The 17,801-nt window shown below is 74.8% G+C and carries 9 protein-coding genes and 1 pseudogene; all 10 read right to left on the reverse strand.

All coding sequences use genetic code 11. From position 1 onward, the window contains the following. A pseudogene (locus tag MXD57_RS09940) lies at positions 1-1,389 on the reverse strand (hypothetical protein); the annotation flags it as partial. Next, positions 1,386-5,129, reverse strand: coding sequence for a tubulin-like doman-containing protein (locus MXD57_RS09945; RefSeq protein WP_250400973.1), 3,744 nt, complete (start codon positions 5,127-5,129; stop codon positions 1,386-1,388). The pseudogene MXD57_RS09940 and the gene MXD57_RS09945, both read right to left, overlap by 4 nt. Before the next feature lie 141 nt (positions 5,130-5,270). After that, the gene (locus MXD57_RS09950) at positions 5,271-7,541 is read right to left on the reverse strand and encodes a VWA domain-containing protein (protein ID WP_250400974.1); all 2,271 of its coding nucleotides are present in this window, start codon (positions 7,539-7,541) and stop codon (positions 5,271-5,273) included. 101 nt (positions 7,542-7,642) lie between these two features. Next, entirely contained in the window at positions 7,643-8,197 is a 555-nt protein-coding gene (locus tag MXD57_RS09955) for a Pycsar system effector family protein (RefSeq protein WP_250400975.1), read from the reverse strand. Then, positions 8,194-9,933, reverse strand: a complete 1,740-nt coding sequence (locus tag MXD57_RS09960) for a hypothetical protein (RefSeq protein WP_250400976.1) — start codon at positions 9,931-9,933, stop codon at positions 8,194-8,196. The genes MXD57_RS09955 and MXD57_RS09960 overlap by 4 nt, the downstream gene beginning before the upstream one ends. Then, a complete protein-coding gene (locus tag MXD57_RS09965) occupies positions 9,926-12,475 on the reverse strand; it encodes a hypothetical protein (RefSeq protein ID WP_250400977.1) in 2,550 nt (849 codons plus the stop codon). The genes MXD57_RS09960 and MXD57_RS09965 overlap by 8 nt, the downstream gene beginning before the upstream one ends. Then, positions 12,472-13,332, reverse strand: coding sequence for a hypothetical protein (locus MXD57_RS09970; protein ID WP_250400978.1), 861 nt, complete (start codon positions 13,330-13,332; stop codon positions 12,472-12,474). The genes MXD57_RS09965 and MXD57_RS09970 overlap by 4 nt, the downstream gene beginning before the upstream one ends. A 108-nt stretch (positions 13,333-13,440) precedes the next feature. Then, positions 13,441-14,163, reverse strand: a complete 723-nt coding sequence (locus tag MXD57_RS09975; RefSeq protein WP_250401082.1) for a Crp/Fnr family transcriptional regulator — start codon at positions 14,161-14,163, stop codon at positions 13,441-13,443. A gap of 329 nt (positions 14,164-14,492) precedes the next feature. Continuing rightward, positions 14,493-15,992, reverse strand: a complete 1,500-nt coding sequence (locus tag MXD57_RS09980; protein ID WP_250400979.1) for a cellulose binding domain-containing protein — start codon at positions 15,990-15,992, stop codon at positions 14,493-14,495. Between the two features lie 249 nt (positions 15,993-16,241). Then, on the reverse strand, positions 16,242-17,561 hold the full coding sequence (locus MXD57_RS09985) for a radical SAM protein (RefSeq protein WP_250400980.1): 1,320 nt from the start codon (positions 17,559-17,561) through the stop codon (positions 16,242-16,244). Positions 17,562-17,801 lie beyond the last annotated feature (240 nt).

The following is a 17,801-nucleotide window of genomic DNA, read 5'->3' on the forward strand; positions in this document are numbered from 1 at the left end:
GGCCCAGCGGCCGGGGCGCCCCGCACCGCGCAGCCGGGCCTTGCCCAGTTCGGCCATGCCGACGAACAGCAGCGGGACGAGGAGCGCCAGCGGGAGCAGCGGCCCCCGCCACAGTGCGCCGAGCAGTCCGGCGACGGCCGCCGACGGGACGGCGACCAGCAGGCCGGGCGCCGCCGCGCCGTCGGCCGGCGCGGACCGCCGCGCCCCGGTGCCGCCGCTGCCCTCGCGCGGTTCCGCGTCGGCGCGGGACAGGGCGGCGAGTTTGGGCAGCAGCGCCGAACCGGGCACCGGCTCCACCCGGCCCGCCAGTCCGGTGAACCGCTGGGCCACCGACCGCATGGGCAACGCCTGGCCGAGCAGTTTCCCGGCGAACTCCCTCAGGCCCTCGCCGATCCGTTCCCCGATGCCCTCGGCGGACGGCACCCGCAGGCCGAGGGCCGTCAGCCGGGCCGCCGATTCGGCGGGCGAGGCGGTCGCACCGCCGCCGCGCAGGGCGGCGCCGACGAGGTCCCGGTACTCGTCCAGCGCCCGGCGCGCCTGGTGGACGTCCGCCTCGAACGCGTCCCGGCGGCCGGGCCGCAGCAGCCCGGGCAGGCTCTGCAGCCCGGCCAGCGACTCCTCGGCGTGGTCGAGGGCCTCCGCGCAGGCGCGGTGGGCCTCGTCGGCCACCCCGCCGGGCTCCCGGTGCCGCTGGTCCCGGCCGCCGCGGGCCGCCACCAACCGGCGCAGCGGCTCGGGCAGATCCGCTCCGGAGGAGGCGGTCTGCGGGACGTCCGGCGCGAGTTCGGTGTCCTCGCCCGCGAACCGGGTGAGCGCGTCGCGCCAGGCCCGGTCGCGCACCTCCGGCGGCAGGTCCTGCTCCAGCAGCCGCACCCCGGGCGCGGCGACGGCCTCGGGCAGCGACCCGATCGCCGCCAGCACCCCCCGGTACAGGTCGGGCACCGACAGCACGTCGACCAGGACCGCCAGCGCGTCCGGATCGTCGGCGGCGGGCTGCTCCAGCGCGGTGTGCGCCGAGCGCAGATCACCGGCCCACAGCAGCCCGGTGCCCGAGGTGCGCAGCACGGCGGGCCGGACCAGTCTGCGGTCGGGCTGGAACGCCTCGTCCTCCCCGGCGTACGAGCCCGGCGCGCTGCCGACCAGCAGCACCAGCAGCCTGACCTCGCCCACCGCCCGGTAGCCGGTGAGCAGTTCGTACTGGAGCTGGTGGTCGGTCAGCCCGGCCGGGGTGTCGACCACCAGGAAGAGCGGGTCGTCGGGTTCCGGCAGCCCGGCCCGGCCCAGTTGCCGGGCCACCCGGGCGCGCAGGGCGGAGGCGCTGTCCAGCTCCGCCGCTCCCGCGCGCAGGTCCAGGTGGACGACGGCCGCGAAGTCCTGAGCGGTGCTCACTGCGCGTCACCGTCCCAGGGGGTGCGGCGGGACCGGTCGCGCTCGTCGCCGCCGTAGGTTCCCGACCCCGCGGAGTCGTCCCACGGCACCGTCGGCACGTCCTCGCGGCGGGACCGCTCCTCCGCGCCCCTCCCGGCGGCGGAACGGTCGTCCCGGCGGCCGTCCCGCTCGCCCCAGGGCTCCCGGCCCTCGTCGTCGTCCGTGCCGCGCCCGGCGCCGCGGTCCTCGCCGTACGCCCGCTCGTAGCCGCGTTGGCGGGTGCCCTCCGGGTCGCCCCGGCCGTCGTCGTCCGTGCGCGTGCGGGCGCCGCGGTCCTCGGCGCGCCGCCGCTCGTCACCGTACGACCGCTCGCCGTACGAACGCTCGTCACCGTACGACCGCTCGCCGTAGGGGCGCTCCTCGGCGTACGGGCGTTCCTCCTCGCGCGGCCGGTCGTAGCCGCGCGGGCGGGTGGCGTCGCCGTCCCCGTCCTCCCGGTCGGCCGCTCCCCGGTGGTTGTCGTAGGAGGAGACGGGGCCGGTGCCCCAGTCGTCGTCGTCGGCCGCGCGCCGGGGCCCGGGAACGTCCTCGCGGCCCTGGGGCCGCCCCGGTGCGCCGCCGCGCACGTGTTCCAGCAGGGTGCGCAGGGTGGGCTGGACGGCGCGCTGGTCACCGAACTCCTTGTCCAGCGCGGCCGGCAGGGTCTCCGCCCAGAACTCCCACAGCGGCCGCACCCAGCCCTCGACCCGCTCGCCGCCGCGTTCCCGGCGGTCCGCCAGCAGTTCGAGCTGGCGCGGGGCGATCTTCTCGACCAGGTCGACGAAGAGCGGATGGGGCTCGCTGCCGGTCCGGGCCAGGCCCAGCGGCTGCGCGCCCATCAGTTCACGGCAGTAGTCCTCGACGGTCCGCTCGTCGTCGAGGACCGTCCAGCGTTCGTACGAGCGCAGCAGCTCCGCCCAGCTCGACACCCCGCCGGGGAAGTCCCCGAGCCGGAGCCGGACGCCGGGGACGTGCGGGCCGGTCTCGGGGAACAGCCGCAGCCGGACCCGTTCCGGGGAGGCGGGGTCGCCGTCGACCACGTCCACCTGGCCGTTCCACATGCAGCACAGCAGCCGGTGCAGGATGGTGCGCCGGTCCTCCTCGCTGCTGACCATCCAACTGTCGCGGTGCCCGAGACGCTGACGCCAGCGCAGTACGTCCTGGGCCTGTTCGGACTCCTTCGCCCGGGCCCACTGGCGCAGCACCTTGCGGGCCTCCGGTACCTGGGTGAGGCTCATCTCGCTGCGGAAGAGGACCACCGTGATCGAGTCGCTCTCCACCGCCCGGTACTCCACGCGGTTCTTCGCGTCCGAGGGCAGCCGCAGTGTCTTGCCGAGGTACTCCTGCACCTCCTCCACGGCCTGCACCCTCGGGTGGGTGACCAGGACCCGCAGCGGTCCGGTGCCCTCCGGGGTGAACCCGACGGGCAGCAGTCCGGCGAGTTTGCGTCCGAACAGGTCGAGCGCCTCCTTGCTGACCTGGTCGGTGGCCTCCTGGTCGCCCGCCGCGGCGGACAGCAGGGTTCCCATGGCCGGCAGCAGCGGCCGCTCCTCCAGGTGGGTGCCGCTCTCGGCGAACAGCCGGGTGATGCGGGCCTCGAGCTGTCCCTTGACCTGCGCGACGGCGCCGTCCGGGTCACGCCGGCTGCGGGTGTGGACGCGGCGCCAGGTGTCGCCGTCGACCAGCTTGAGCAGCAGCGCCGCCTCGTAGTCGGTCTCCCGAAGGCCCTCGCGGCGGATCAGCCGGGCGACCACGTCCTCGTAGAAGTGGTTGATGGTGCGCTGCGGCGGCAGCAGGTAGGAGATCCCGGTGCGGTCCTCGTACAGCTCGTGGCCCTTCTGCGCGGAGGCCTTGCGCTCCTGGTCGCCGTGGCTGCGGAAGGCCCGCACCAGACGGTCCAGGTCGGCGCCCGCCGCGTCCGCGTGGGGCTGCCAGACCTGCTGCTGATCGCGCCAGGCCTCGTGCCAGATCAGACGGCAGCGCCACTCGTACCAGTCGTCCTGCTCCCGGATGGCGGCCTGGACGGCCTCGTCGCCCCAGCGGGCCGGCGCCATCCCGGCCAACTGCCCCTTGATCCGGGGGATCTTGGGCGGCTGCTCGGTGACCCCGCCCGGGCGCTGCGGGGCGCGGGCGCGGCTGTCCAGCATGCCGAGGAAGCCGAGCTTGACGATCCCGTGATCGCTGTCGGGTATGCCCCGCACCACCCGTTCGGCGAGGAAGGGATCGGCGCTCTGCAGCAGTTTGTCGATGGCGGGGCGCGGCGCGAACCGGTCGGCCATGACCGCGGCCTGGTGCTCGGCGTCCGCGCGCAGGGCGGCGAGCTGTCGCTGCATGTCGCCGATGCGCTCGCCCAGCGCCTGCTCGATGTTCTTGCCGCCGCGCGGCAGCGGGTCGGGCTCGGGCACCGGCAACTGCCGCCGTTCCCACAGCTCTTCCAGATGGGAGTCGGCGAAGAGCTGCCGGATCATCAGCACCCCGTTGTCGCCGCGCAGGGCGGCCCGCGGCCGCTCCACCAGTTCGGTGACCGACTCGCGCAGCATCCGGCCGGCGACCAGGTCGGCGAGCTGGTCCATGGGCGCCGTCATGGAGGCGACCAGGCTGGTGGAGACGCCCTGCCGGCCGATACCGGTGGGCGACAGCGAACTGCGGGCCACACCGCGGTTGATGAAGCTCGCGGAGAAGGTCTGGTAGTCGTCGTCGGTGGCCGTCTTGCGGCCCCGGGAGCGGCCGTCGCCCAGTTCGGTGCCGATCAGCGACATCACCAGCGAGACGATGGAGCGGCGCAGGTCGTCGGCCCGGATCCCGGCGGTGGGGCTGAACAGGAAGGCGGTGGGGAGGATTCCGGTGCGCAGCCGCACGGGGGTGGTGCCCGGGTAGCGGATGCCGAAGCCGGCGTCGTGGTCGAGGTCGCCGATCTCGGCGCCCTCGGTCGGCGCGTTCTGCCGGTCCACCAGCCGGAACAGGTCCACCAGGGCCCGGGCCGCGTTGAGTTCGGCCTCGCGTCCGCCGCCGGTGGCGGAGGAGAACGACGACGGCATCACCACCAGCGGATAGATCTTGACCCCTTCGAACCGCCGCACCTGGAACGCGTAGTTGATGAGGTGCAGGTAGTCCAGGAAGATGCCGGCCCCGGTGCCGCCGGCCACCGAGAAGGCGACGAACACGTCGCAGCCGCTGACCCTGCCGCCCCCCAGCTCGCTGAGCTCGCCCGCCGACTTGGCGATGGCGTCGATCGCCTGCAGCAGGGGTTCGAGGACGGGGTTCAGTCCGTGGCGGAGCGTCGCGAACAGGGCGGCGCGGCCGACGGTGGGAAGCTGCCCGGCGCCGTTGTGCAGCGGGGTGACCTCGGGCTCGCCGATGACGGGCGGGAGCCAGCCGGCCACCTCCTCGCGCAGGCTGGCCCGGAGCATCTTGGTGACCTCCGGTGAGCTGTCGAAGTTCGGCAGCAGGTGGTGGGTGGCCCGGGAGGTGCGGGAGTACGCGGCCCGCAGCGAGGGGTCCACGTTGAACTGCGGCAGCCGCTGCAGGTCGGTCTCGCTGTAGTCGGCGTACACGAACTGGAGGCAGTCCGGCAGTTGGTAGGGGGCCTGACCGCTCTGCCGGGTCAGCGCCATGCCGTCCGGTCCGCACAGTTCGGTGCGCAGTCTGCGTTCGAGTTCGGCGCCGACCAGTCCCCCGGTGCCGCCCAGGCCGACGAAGAGCATCGGCTGGAAGATCTTCATGGTTTCCTCCCCGCTCGCGGCCGGGGCGGCCGCGGGTTCGTGCTGGGACCTTCTGCGTGGTGCGTACGGCCTGGTGGCCGCGGTGCGGTGCGGTACGCCGGGCGGGCGGGGAGCGGTCGGGCCCCCCGCCCGCCCGGGGCGTCATTCGTAGGAGCTGTAGGCGCTGGGGGCGCTGCTCTCGGTGGTGCCGGGCTCGCGGCGGGGGCTGGACGGCTGCCGCCGGCGGCGGTTCGGCTTCGGGGGACGCCTGTCCTCGCCGAGGGCCAGTTGCAGCGTCTCGGTGAGCGGGACCGGGCCGCGGGCGGTCACCGGGGTCCGGCCGCCGCCCTTCCTGCGCAGGACCGCTCCGCCGCCCCTGGGGTCGCGCTGCACGGCGTACGGGCCGTGGGGGCGCCGTTCGATACGGGGGCTGCGGTGGGGTTCGGCGACGGTGAACTCGTACCACTGCTTCTGTCCGTGCCCGGCCTGGTGCTCGCTCAGGACGCTGCCGTCCTCGGAGACCAGTTGCAGCGTGAGGCCGTACGGGTCCCTGGCGCGCCGGCGCTGGCGCACCCGGGCCACGGCCACCAGGGCCAGCACCACCAGCAGGGCGGCGGCTCCCAGGACCATCCACTTGTACTTGTCCCAGAAGCCCGGCTCGGGCGTCACCCGCACCGAGAGCGGGGACCGTACGAGGGTCCGGGCGTGGTCGGTGGTGTCGGTGACGGTGACGGTTCCGGCGAGACTCAGCCCGTCGCCGCCGAGGCGGTCGCCGAAGACGCCCGCCGGGGCGACCTCGACGGTCACCTTCCGGGTGCCGGATTCACCGGGCGCGACCGTGATCCGCGCGGGGTCGACGGAGAGCAGCCCGGGCTGGAGGTCGGCCACGGCGAGCCGCAGCGTGTGCGACGCGCCGCTGGTGTTGTGCACGGCCAGGGTGCCGGTGACCCGGGCGCCCGGGTGGACGTCGGCGGCGGGCAGGTCGAGCGAGGTGGTGACCGGCAGTTGGCCGGGGGCGACCTCGCCGGACTCGCTGCGGGTGTCGGCGCTCAGCCCGGCGGCGGTCAGCGTGGCGCTCACCTTCAGCGCGCCGGAGGCGTCCTCGGGGACGCGCACGGAGCCGGTGAAGGAGCCGTCGCTCGCCGTGGGGTCGGCCGCCTTGCCGTCGTCGGCGAGGTCCAGCTTCAGCGGGGTGAACCCGTCCCCGGTGAGCGCGCTGCGCACCCGCAGCCCGTCGTAGTCGCGCGGGTCCTTGATCTGGTAGCCCTCCCGGGTCTGCAGCCGCATGGTCACCTTGACCTGGTCCCCGGCCTGCGGGGAGGGCGGGTCCATGGTGATGGCGCCGCGCAGCTCGCCCTGCCACAGCACGCTGACGGAGACCGGCAGCGAGCGGTGTCCCTCGGGCGCCTCGGCCTTCACCTTCCAGGGTCCGGGCAGCGGGTCGACGATCTTCAGCGCCTCCACCACACCGTTTCCGCCCGCCAGTTCGAAGGACGACTTGTGGTACTTCCCGTGCGTGGGAACCTTGTTGCCGTTGGGGTCGTAGTACGTGATCTCGACCGCGGGGTCGCCCTTGTCGACCACGATGCTGCCCACGGTCGCCAGCGGGGAGATGGCGATCTCCTGGGTGGACGGCGGCCGCTTCGGGGCCGGTCCGCGCTCGTGCCGCAGGCAGTGGGCGGCGGCGAAGATGTCCTCGAGCGTGGTGCCGATGGCCTCCGGCTCGACCTTCCTGGGCCCGGGGGTCGCGGACGGCAGGTCGACGCATCCCTTCTGGTATCCGCCGGCCGCCATCCGCTTCAGCTCGGCCATGCGCGGCTGGGCCCCGAAGCCGAGCGGCCAGACCTGCACGTGCTCGTCCCTGGCCTCCTTCAGCGCCAGGCGGAGCTGCCGGTCGCCCTCGTCGTCGCGGTGCGCGGGGTCGCCGTACTTGGGGCTGTCACCGACGTCCATGTAGCCGTCGGTGAGCAGGAACAGCACCCGGGGCTGGGACGGGTCGGTGCCGTGGGTGAGGTCGTGCACGCCCTGGCGTATCGCGCTCGGGAAGTCGGTGCCGGTGCCCTGGCTCTTGGTCCGGCCGCGCAGCTTGGTGACGCAGCCGCCGATCGTGTCGCGGCCCGCCGCGTCCAGCGCGGTCCGCGGACACACCGGGTCCACCGCGCGCTGGTCGTCGGACTCGGCGGCGGCGAAGCCGAAGACGGTGACGTGGGACTGGGAGGAGACGTCGCCGAGCGCGATCCGGGCGGCGGCGGCCTTCTCGGCCTTCATGTCCGCGGCGGAGAGGCTCGCCGACTCGTCGACGGCCACGGCGTAGTTGACCGCCGGGAACGCCTGCCGCGTGTCCGCCGCCGGCACCGGATCGTGGCCCGGTGGTGCCAGCAGGGCGCCGCACAACGCGGCCCCCGCCAGCGCCCCGACCGCGGCGCGGCGCATCCCGCCCCATCGCGCTTGCCGTCTTCCCGTGACTGTTTCCACGGCGGTCCCCTGATTCCTCGTTCGTCTCTGCATGGAGTGCTCGGTGCGGGCGAACCCGCTCAGCGCGGGGTCAGGCCCCAGGCGAGGGCCAGCGCCGCCGAGAGGGCGAGCGAGCCCACGCCCCAGCGGATGGCCCGGTACTTGGCGGACAGGATCGAGCTGACGTCGACGGCCTGGACCAGCAGCCACCCGGCGGGGTCGCGCCCGGCCTCGGCCACCCGGTCGGACAGCCCCGCGAGGTCGCGGGCGGCCACCAGGTCACCGAAGTACGTGACCGCGTCCCGGCCGCGGTGGGTACCGGTGCGCGGCATCACCGCGCCGACCAGCGCGACCACCGCGCCGCTCCAGAGCACCGCGGCGAGCGCCAGCACCACGTCGGCGGGCCCGCGCCAGCCCGGCGGGCCGTGCCATCCGAGCAGCAGGGCGGGCAGCGCGAGCGCACCGGACAGCAGTACGGCGGCCTTCGAGTCGGCTCGTCCCAGGTCCTCTCGGATCGTGTCGAGCAGGCGTTCGGCGATGCGCTCCCCCGCCCCGTCGTGGCTGTGCCGACCCCCGTCCGGCACGAGCACGACCGGGGCGGGGGAGGTCCTGGCGGCCTCGTCCCCGGCGGTCATCCGTCCTCTTCCGCCCAGGACCAGCCGTCGTCCCGCGGGCGTCTGCGGCCGCGCGGGGGCTCCCGGTCGTGATCGTCCGTCCTGTGGTCGCCGGCGGGGTCCGGCCGGTACGCCGAGCCCGGCGCGGGCGCCCCGTCGTAGGCGTCGGGCGGGTAGGGCCCGGGCCGGTGGGCGCGGCCCGGGGACGGCTCCCGGTCCCGGTCGTCCCCCCGGTCGCGTTCCGCACGGTACGCCCGGCTCCACGGCTCACGGTCGTAGTCGTCCGCCGGGTCGGCTTGCGGCCGGTACGTGCCGCCCCACGAGGGCTCCCGGCCGTAGTCGTCCGCCGGGTAGGGCTCCGGGCGGCGGGCGGGTCCCCGGGACGGCCCCCGGTCCCGGTCGTCCCCCCGGTCGCGTTCCGCACGGTACGCCGGGCTCCGCGGCGGCCCCGGGTCGTAGTCGTCCGCCGGTTCCAGCTCGGGCCGGGCCGTCCGGGCGCGCTGCGGCGGCCGGCCGTAGTCGTCCGCCCGGTCGGGTTCCGGTCGGTACGAGCCGCTCCACGAGGGCTCCCGGCCGTAGTCGTCCGCCGGGTAGGGCTCCGGGCGGCGGGCGGGTCCCCGGGACGGCCCCCGATCGTGGTCGTCGGCCGGGTGGGGCTCGGTCCGGCGGTCGGTGCGGAACGGCGGTTCGTCCATGACGGCGTCGTCGTCCCGGTGGGTCTCGGCTCGGTGCACCTCCCGGGTGGACTCGATGCGGTGGCTCTCCGTCCGGTAGGTCTCCGCGCGGTGCGACTCGCCCCGGTGGGACGTCCGCCGGGGCGGTTCGTCCGACACCCACTCGGGGGTGAACGGCCCCTCGGCGGCGGCTTCGAGCTCGCGGGGCTCCCGGCGGGCCGGGACCGCTCCGATGGGCCCCTGGAGCGGGCGGCGCCGGCCCTGGTTGAGCAGGTCGAGGACCTGCGACTCCACGTCCGCGGCGTGCAGCTCGCCCTTGAGCGCCATGGTGTAGAGCCGGTCGACCCGTTCCCGCTCGTCCTGTCGGCCCTCCTGGCGGATCTTCTCCAGGAAGTCCTTGGCGCCCTCGGGGTCGGCGGCCAGCATGAAGCTGAGCTGCTCCAGCTCGCCGCCCTGCAGCATGCGCCGGAAGGAGTCCTGGCGGACCCGGGTGACCTCGGCGTCGGCCTGTGCCCCGCGCCGCTGCTTCGCGTACTCGATGGCCTCGTCGTTCACCCCGAGCCGGACGTACAGCCGCACCCGCAGGCCGAGTTCGTTGCCCAGGTCGCTCCAGCGGCCGCCGACGCACTCCCGGGTGATGACGCGGTTGGCCTGTTCGGCGTCGGTCACCCGGTAGGTCAGGGTAATCTCGCGCAGCCGTTCCAGGACCGGGGAGGTGAGCCGGGCCGCGACGTCGGTCACGACCTGGACGGCGGCCAGGTAGGGGTCGTGCACCTCCCACTCGATGTCCACCTCGGCCTTGAAGAAGCTGGTGCCGCCCGCGGCCGGCAGTTCGAGCTGGAGCGGCGAGACGTACGTGCCCTGCGCGACCTCGCAGATGTTGTAGGGCCGCGCCAGCGCACGCTTGTCCACGTGGCGCACCCCGGAGACGGTGATCACGCTGTAGCCGCCGTTGCGGTAGAACAGCACCGAGGCCCGCTGCGCGCTCGCCGCCGGGAGGGCGCCGAGCGGGGCGTACTCCCGCAGGAACGGTCCCGCGGGTGCCGGGCCCCCGGCCGCCGTCTCGTCCTCTTCCTCAGCCATGCCTGTCCTCCTCGCGGGTCCTCTCCCGGCGCGTCCGCTCCCGGCGGTCCGGCCGCCGCTTCGTGACGGCGAGCCACCACAGGTCGCGCGCCCGCGCGTCGGGGAGGGGGTTCTCGGGGTCGTTCATCATGTGGCGCAGCAGCCAGTCCAGCCGCCGCTGGTCGTGATCCTCGGTGGCCAGCGCGGGCAGCAGTGCCGCGAGCCCCGGCCGGGTCCACTCGGTGCCGTCCTTGCGCACGGCGGACCGCAGCAGACGTTCCAGCGCGTCCATCGCCACGTCCCTGGCCCGGGCCGTGTTGAGCGTCGTCCACATCAGGTCGGCCATGGGGCCGACGAGTCGGGGGCGGGTGGCCGCCAGGGCGAGCGGCAGCGGCCAGTCGCCCCGGTCGCCCAGGGAGGCGTCGGGGTCCGCCGTCAGCACCTCGTCCACCGCGGTCAGCGACAGCCGTACGGTGGTCACGAGGCCCAGGTCCTGGTAGGGCTCGCGCTTGTGATGGGTCCAGTCGGCGATCCGCGTCAGCACCTGGTCCGCGTCCGGCAGCGCCAGCAGCCGCACGACGTTGAAGGAGGCGACCGCGAGCTGGTCGCCGTCGTCCCGGACGCCGATCCTGGCCAGCGCGTCCAGCGTGTCGTCCATGGTGGCCGCCCCGTTGCCGTAGCCCAGCGCCATCGCCGCCGTCCAGCGCAGCGCCTTGGTGCCGTTGCGGCTCCAGTCGCCGACCAGCCGGTGCACCGTCCCGCGGTGGGTCCCGTGGCCGGCGGCCTGGTCCAGGGTGGTCGCCGCGAAGACCCTGCGGCGGGGCGTGACCGCCTCGGCGAGCGGCCGCACCAGCTCGGTGTAGCCGTGGTCGAAGTCGCGTACGCACAGCTCGCCGGCGGCGACCGCGGCCCGCATCCACACCTGGGGGCGCGGATCGTCCGCGAGCAGTCTGAGCCAGCGCACCACGGGGGCCCGGACCGGGAAGTGCCGGTCCCAGACCTCGCTCAGCACCGCCGAGGGCAGGGCGGTGCCCCGGTACCAGATCAGCCGGGCCGGGACCTCGCCGCCCGCCACCTCGACCCGTCCGTCGGTCACCTCGGCGCGCGAGAGCGCCAGGTCGGCCTCCGGGTCGTCGCAGAACAGCGGGCGGGCCGGGGTGTTGTCGGGGTCGCACTGGACGGACAGTTCCCAGGTCAGCAGGTGGGCGGCGGCGGCCACCGCGCTGTGCGAGGCGCCACCGAGCACGGCCAGGGCGATCCGGAACGCCACCGGGTGGAACAGGGACGCCGTGTCCGGGCGCCCGGCGCCGTTCTCGCCGGCGGCGGGCCGCGCCGTCAGCGCCCGGTCCACCCCGGCGAACCACTCCTGGACCTGGCTCGCGGCCAGGCTCCGGCAGCCGGTCAGCAACTCCTCGTAGGAGATGTCGCCGAGCACATGGCCGGCCAGCAGGGAAGCGAGGAGTTCGGCCTCCGCCGGGCGCAGGTCCTTCAGCCCGACGACGCCCTCGACCTCCTCGCGGGCCCACAGTTCCTCGGCGCGGGCCAGCAGTTCGGCGGTACCCGACCCGCCGTCCGGTGCCCGGTCGGCGTGGCGCTCCAGCCGTTCCAGCAGCCGGGTGCGCAGCAGTTCACGGGTGGGCGCGGGCGGGCAGAGCATGCCGTACCGGCCGGCGAGCAGCGCGTTGGCGGCCGACCCGACGGTGACGACGAGGACCGCGTAGGCCGCGCGGCGGTCCAGGGCCGCGGCGAGCTCGTCCAGGTCCATTTCGGCGGGCGGCACCGCGCCGGGCCGGGTCAGGGACAGCTCCAGCAGGTAGCCGGTGGCGCTCGGTGTCTCCTCGCCGTCGCCGCGTGCGTGGCCCAGCGACTCGGCGAGCTGACGGACCCCTCCGTCCGGGTCGACCCGCCGCACCCGTGATCCGGTGCCGGACTCCGGGGCGTTCTCGTCGGCGGCTGCGGTGGTGGCCGCGGTGGTGACCTCGTCGAGGAGGGAGAGCGCCGTGCTGGTGCGGCCGGTGCCCGGTGCGGCGCCGAGGACCAGCAGCCGGCGGGCGCGCAGCGCGTTGCGCAGCCGCAGGTAGCCGTCCGGCTCCACGTGGACGCGGCGCAGCCGGCGCAGTTCCTCGTCGGGCACCGGCCCGCTGCGCATGCCGGCGCCGGACCGGCGGGCGTCCAGGTGGAGGTTGACGTCGCCGATGAGAGCGCTGTGGAAGTACGAGCGGTCGAAGCGGGTCAGGTCGCGGCCGACGTCGAACAGCAGTTGGGTGGCGCGGCGGGTCCGCGCGGCGGCGGCGAGGTCGGTGGGGCCGTCCTCGCTCTGCTCCGCGGCGAGGGGGTCGCGGGTGTACTCCTTGATCCGCCCGGCGGCGCGCTCCCGTTCCCGTTCGCGTTCCTTCTCCCGTTCGGCCGCCTCGTCCTCCGCGCCGTCGTCCTTGCCGGAGCCGCCGTCGTCGCGGGCCCGCTCGTCGCGGCCCTTGCCGTCCTCGGGGTCGGGCGAGCGGTCCTGGTCGGGCCGGTCGGGGGCGTCGTCGGCCGGGGCGTCCGGCTGCCTGTCGTCGCTCATGCGCCTCGGCCCTTCCGCCGTTCGTCGTCGCGGTCGGTGACGCGGCCGATGTGCACGGGCTGCTGGTAGACGTTGTCGTGGTGCTCGGACATGTCACCGTGCACCGTGTACCGGCTGCCGGAGGGGGGCTCCCGGTCCGGCCCGGCCGCCGGCGCGGCGTCGGCGCCGGTGTGCGCCGCCTCCGCCGCGCCGGCGGCCGGGTCGTCCCCGGGGCCGGGCGGCGGCACGTCGGCGGTGCTCCCGGACGGGGGGTCGGCGGGGATCTCCGGGGCGGGCAGGCCCGGCAGCAGGCACCAGGCGGTGACCTCGCCCTCCTTGAGCCGCAGCCGGACCCGGGCGTACTGGCCGGGCTCGATGAACTTGCCGCCGCCGCTGACCACGTCCTCGTACAGGGACTGCGAGGTGACCAGGACCAGGTCGGCCCCGTTGTCGTCGAGGAGGCGGCGGGCCGCGGAGGAGTCGGCCAGCCGGCAGGCCAGGTCGACCGCGCGTCCGCTGATGCCCCGCTCGTCGTGCCGGACGGGGCCGACGTGCATGCCGATGCGCAGTCCCAGGGGGACGCGCAGCCCCCGGTTCTCGTCCCGCAGCTTCTCACGCACCTCGACCAGCCACAGGCCGAGCAGCCGGCTCACCGGGATGCGGCCGGTGACCGCCACGAGCACACCGTCCCCGCGGTCCTCCAGGTGGAGGGCGTCGCGGGGCACCGAAGCGTGGGTGAACGCCGTCTCCAGCACCCGGTAGATCCGGGCGCGCATCCGCGGCTTGTCGACGTCGTCGTACTCCCCGGACCGTCTGGCGTCGACGCTGATCACCAACTCGTAGTGTTCCTCGGTGATTTCCGGTGCGTCGTGGTTCACCCGTGCCCCCTGCAGTGCTGTCCGCTCATGGATGAGGTGGTCGTCCCAACAGCGTCGGGCCCGGGACGCGGGGCCGTCTGTAGCCGTTTACACACGGCGGGCGGTGCGTTACTCGTGATGGCCGTCCGCGAGGAGGGCGAGCAGGGCCGGGTCGAGGATCTCGACCATCCGGTTGCCGGTGCGCACGATGCGCTGGCTGCGCAGCAGCCGCAGGGCCTTGGCGACGGCCTCCCGGGTGGCGCCGATGGTGGCGGCCAGCTCGTCCTGGGCCAGGTGGACGACGGAGCCGGCGGGCGGGGGGCCGGACGGGCGGACCGACGCGGAGGGGGTGTAGGGGCCCGCGGGTTCGGCCGCGGCGAGTTCGCTGAGCCGGCCGGCCAGGCGCTGCAGGACGGTGAGGGAGGCGAGCGCGGACCGTTCCTGGTCGGCGCTGCGCAGCCGGAAGGTGAGCTGGCGTATCACCAGTCCGCTGACGCGGGGATGCAGGGCGAGGAAGCGCCGGAAGGCGTCCCCGGATATGAGCTGGGCCTGTATCGGGCCGAGGGCGCGCACGGTCGCACTGCGCGGATGCGGGTCCAGCGCGGCCATCTCGCCGAGCAGTTCACCGGGTCCGCGCAGGCCGAGTATCAGCCGGGTGGCGCCGCGGTCGGTGGAGACGGAGACGGTGACCCAGCCCTCGATGAGGATCAGCACATGGCTGGACCGGTCGCCCTCGGTGAGGAGGTGGGCGTCGGGCGGGAAGTGCTTCCGGTTGCCGAGGGCCATGACGCCCTCGCGCTCCTGCGCGGACAGAGACTGCGCGAACGCAAGGTCATTGCCGAGCAGCCCCATGGCCACGCCCCCCGCCGCAGTGCCGATGGCCGGTTTTTCGATGGCGTTGATGGTGGCAGAGTGTCGTTTTCAGGCGAGTGAATTGCGCCACATCGGGGGTACCGTCCGGTAATGACGGATCTGCCAGGTAGGTCTTACGGGCAGCGCGTCTCCAGGAACCGATCCGGCCGCCGGGCGCGGTGGCGCGAGGCCGTTCCGGCCACCGGTGTCGATCAGCCAGGACGAGGTCAGACCCCCTTGCGGGTGACTCCTCGCATAAATGCGCCAGGTCGGCGAGCGGGGGGATTTGGCGAGAACTCAGGTTATCCGAGGGCGTGGCGCCGCGGATTTCAGCCTGCGGCGCAGGTCTCCCCGTTGAGCGTGAACTCGCGCGGTGTCCGGTTCCGGTCCCGCCAGGACGCGATGAAACCGAAGGACAGCGCCGAGCGCGCGGCGACGGACCTGTCGTAGTCGGCGGCGGTGGCGGTGACCCGGGAGCCCTCCTGACGGGCGGTCGCGTCCCACATCCGGCCGACCTGCTGGCCGTCGGGGAAGCTCCAGGCCACCTGCCAGCCGGTGAGGGCCTCGGCGGTGGTGACGGTGACGGTGGCCTGGAAGCCGTCGGGCCACTGGTCGACCACGTCGTAGGCGACCTGGCAGGCGGGGACCTGCGGGCCGGCGGGGCCCGCGCCGGTGGTGGCGGAGGAGGTGCCCTGGGGTTCGGGGCCGGGGTCCCCTGTCGCGCGCCGGGTCCGGGGAGCGGTCGTGGACGGGGTGGCGGAGGCCGGCTCCCGGGGCGCGGAGTCCCCGGAGACCGATGCGGTGGGCGCCGGGGAGCCGCCGGTCACCGGGAAGGCACCGGGGTCGGCGACGGGCCGGCGGTCGTCGCGGGCCGCCGCCTCCTCGCTCCCGGAGCCGCCGAAGGGCATCAGCGACACCCCGAGCGCCAGGGCCGACAACAGGACCGCCGCCGCCAGCAGGCCGCCGCGCAGCGCCCGGCCGGGGCCCGCGGGCTCCTCCGGTTCGCCGCCGGCGCCGGCCGCGTCCGGACGGCCGGCACCCAGCCGGACCTCGGCGGCGCGCCGCCTGCGCTCCAGATAGGCGAGGCCGCCCCAGCCGACGGCACCAGCGGCGATCGCGGCGGGCAGACCGTCGCCGTGCAGGCGCAGACAGGCCGCGGCCTCCGCGCACCGCGCGCAGGTGGCGAGGTGCCGGGAGAGGTCGGCCGGCGTCTCGGCGCCGGCCGACCGGGTCACCGCGTCCAGCAGCCGGGCGTACGCGCGGCACTCCGCGCCCGCCGGCGAGTCGAGGTGCGCGCGGTGGCAGCGGCCCCGGAACTGGTTCCGGACCCGGTCGAGTTCGTCGGCGGCCGTGGCCGGGTCCAGGCCCAGCCGGCGGGCCACGGCGGGCAGTGGCAGCGACTCCACCTCGGCGAGCCACAGCAGCGCGGCGTCCGACCCCGGCATGTCCCTCAGGCCCCGCAGCGCGATCGGCCGTCCCGGCGGCGGCCCGGCGAACCGGGCGGCCCGGCCGGAGTTGAGCCACAGCCGCAGGTCCGGGTCCAGCTTGTGCCCCTGCCCGCCGGCCTCCCAGCCCGCGGCCGTGTTCCGCACCTCGGTGAGCAGTTCAGGGATCGCCGGCAGCCTGCCCGGGCGCGGGCCCGGGCCGCGCCCGGGGACGGTCGCGACGGCGCGCAGCTCGCGCAGGCCCGACGTGAAGGCCTCGGTCGCGAGCTGATGAGCCGTCGCCGGCCCGGAGGTGCACAGGTCGGCGTAGCTGAGCACCGCGTCCCAGCACTCCGAGAACAGGTCCGCCTCGGTGGCGTCCTGAGGGGCCGGCAGGTCGGGCATGGCACTCCTGCATCCACGGGCGAGGTCAACTCACTGCACAAATAGAGGAGTTGGCTAAACCTCGCGACGGGCGGGAGCCTTTCACGCCGCCGACACAACTGACAAGCGCCATGTTCAAACCGGGTGATCACGGCGTCGCCCGCCGTGACCGGCCGCGGCCGGGCCCGCCACTCCCGTCTGTCATACGGGCGCGGGCCCCGTTCCGCTCACCGCCCGGGCACCTTCCGGCGAACGGGCGTCCGCAGGTGGTCAGGCCTTCGCCGGCTCCTCGGCGGGCAGGCTGTCCATGAAGGAGCTGACGGAGAACACCGCGCGGCCCGGTCCCGGCTCGCCGTAGCCGGGCGGCGAGGAGAGCCCGAAGTCGTCCATCGTGGCCCGGTAGGCCTCCAGCAGCCGGATGTGGTACTCCAGCGGCGCGCCCTGCGGGTTCGCCTTGCCGAGCGGTGTGGTGGGCTCCGGGCACCAGGTGGTGAAGCGCGGCGTGATGCCGTGCGACATGAAGAAGCGCAGGCCCTCGGTGGTGGACGCGATGGCCTCGTCGACGGAGGTGAAGCCGAACGGCTCGGCCATCTCCACGCCCGCGACGAAGTTGGGGATGACGTTGCGCGCGCCGAAGATCTCCGCCGAGTCCAGGATCCGCCGGTGCCACTCGTCCCGGCCGACGTACCGCTCCTTGCCGGGGCAGTACAGCTCGAACAGCCGGCGGTCCCACACCTCGTAGTTGGGGTGGTAGATCTGCACGCCGTAGTCCTTGAAGCGCTGCACGTCGTCGCGGGGCAGGGCCTGGGCCACCACCTTGCCGATCCAGCGTCCGGGGAACCGCTCCTCGATGGCCTTGGCGTAGTGGCCGTAGAAGTCGGCCTCGTCACGGCCCGCGACGGTCTTGGTGATCGCGCCGCCGGTGAGGGTGTAGGCCGTCGACGCCTTCGCGGTGTCGTACCGGTCGATGATCTCCAGGGCCTCGAGGACCTCCTCGACGTCCTTGACCCCGGTGTACGGCCGGCCGGCCGCCTTGTGCTGGCGCCAGTTGTGGTTGATGTCGCAGTACTGGCACTCCTCCTTGGCGCCGAAGTACTGGCAGACCCGGAAGACGGTCAGGTAGATCAGGTAGCCCCACTGGATGGTGGGGGCGACCTCCATCACGGACTTCCCGTTGGAGAGGGTGTGCCGGTAGTACTCGGGCATGGGCGGCACGCCGACGTCGGCGATCCGGCTGCCGTCGAGGTACAGGCCCAGGAGCCCCGCCTCGTCGGCCGCGACCCGGTACGGCGAGGCCGGGTTCACCCGTACGGAGACGACGGTGCGCCGCAGGTCGTACGGGCCGCCCGTGAGGATGATCTCCTCCGGGGGCCGGCGCAGCGCGGCCTCCCCCAGCTCGGGCAGGGTGCCGTGGTCGAAGGAGAAGATGAAGTACGACTTCGGCTTGACCTCGCCGCTCTCGTTGTCGCTGAGCGCCGAGGCGTCGAAGGCGACTCCGCCCCGGAGCAGGTCCTCCTTGAAGACGGCCTCCCGCGGCACATGCGGGAAGCGCTCCATCAGATCCTCGACCAGCGCGGTGCGGCTGCCCATCCGTCATCTCCTCCCGGCTCGGACATTCGGTTCTCACCGTATGCCCCCCTTCACCCGCCGGCCCCGCCGGGTCCCCGACCCGGCGCGCGGGCCGCCCCGGACCCGGCGGCGCGCCGGGCCGTCCGGTCCGGGGCGGTGTGATCGGCGGCACACCCGAGCGGGTCACGGCCACCGGCCGCACCCCGTCCCCGGGCGCCGTCCGCCCGGGCCGGGTGTCGCCGTCCGAAGGCCCCGAATCCC

This window comes from Streptomyces cellostaticus (assembly GCF_023630175.1).
GTDB classification, from domain to species: domain Bacteria; phylum Actinomycetota; class Actinomycetes; order Streptomycetales; family Streptomycetaceae; genus Streptomyces; species Streptomyces cellostaticus_A.

What these genes read in the sequence shown, in the direction of transcription:
- MXD57_RS09945 (WP_250400973.1), bottom strand. Translation starts at nt 5,129, where the DNA reads ATGAAGATCTTCCAGCCGATGCTCTTCGTCGGCCTGGGCGGCACCGGG.
- MXD57_RS09950 (WP_250400974.1), bottom strand. Translation starts at nt 7,541, where the DNA reads ATGCGCCGCGCCGCGGTCGGGGCGCTGGCGGGGGCCGCGTTGTGCGGC.
- MXD57_RS09955 (WP_250400975.1), bottom strand. Translation starts at nt 8,197, where the DNA reads ATGACCGCCGGGGACGAGGCCGCCAGGACCTCCCCCGCCCCGGTCGTG.
- MXD57_RS09960 (WP_250400976.1), bottom strand. Translation starts at nt 9,933, where the DNA reads ATGGCTGAGGAAGAGGACGAGACGGCGGCCGGGGGCCCGGCACCCGCG.
- MXD57_RS09965 (WP_250400977.1), bottom strand. Translation starts at nt 12,475, where the DNA reads ATGAGCGACGACAGGCAGCCGGACGCCCCGGCCGACGACGCCCCCGAC.
- MXD57_RS09975 (WP_250401082.1), bottom strand. Translation starts at nt 14,163, where the DNA reads ATGGGGCTGCTCGGCAATGACCTTGCGTTCGCGCAGTCTCTGTCCGCG.
- MXD57_RS09980 (WP_250400979.1), bottom strand. Translation starts at nt 15,992, where the DNA reads ATGCCCGACCTGCCGGCCCCTCAGGACGCCACCGAGGCGGACCTGTTC.
- MXD57_RS09985 (WP_250400980.1), bottom strand. Translation starts at nt 17,561, where the DNA reads ATGGGCAGCCGCACCGCGCTGGTCGAGGATCTGATGGAGCGCTTCCCG.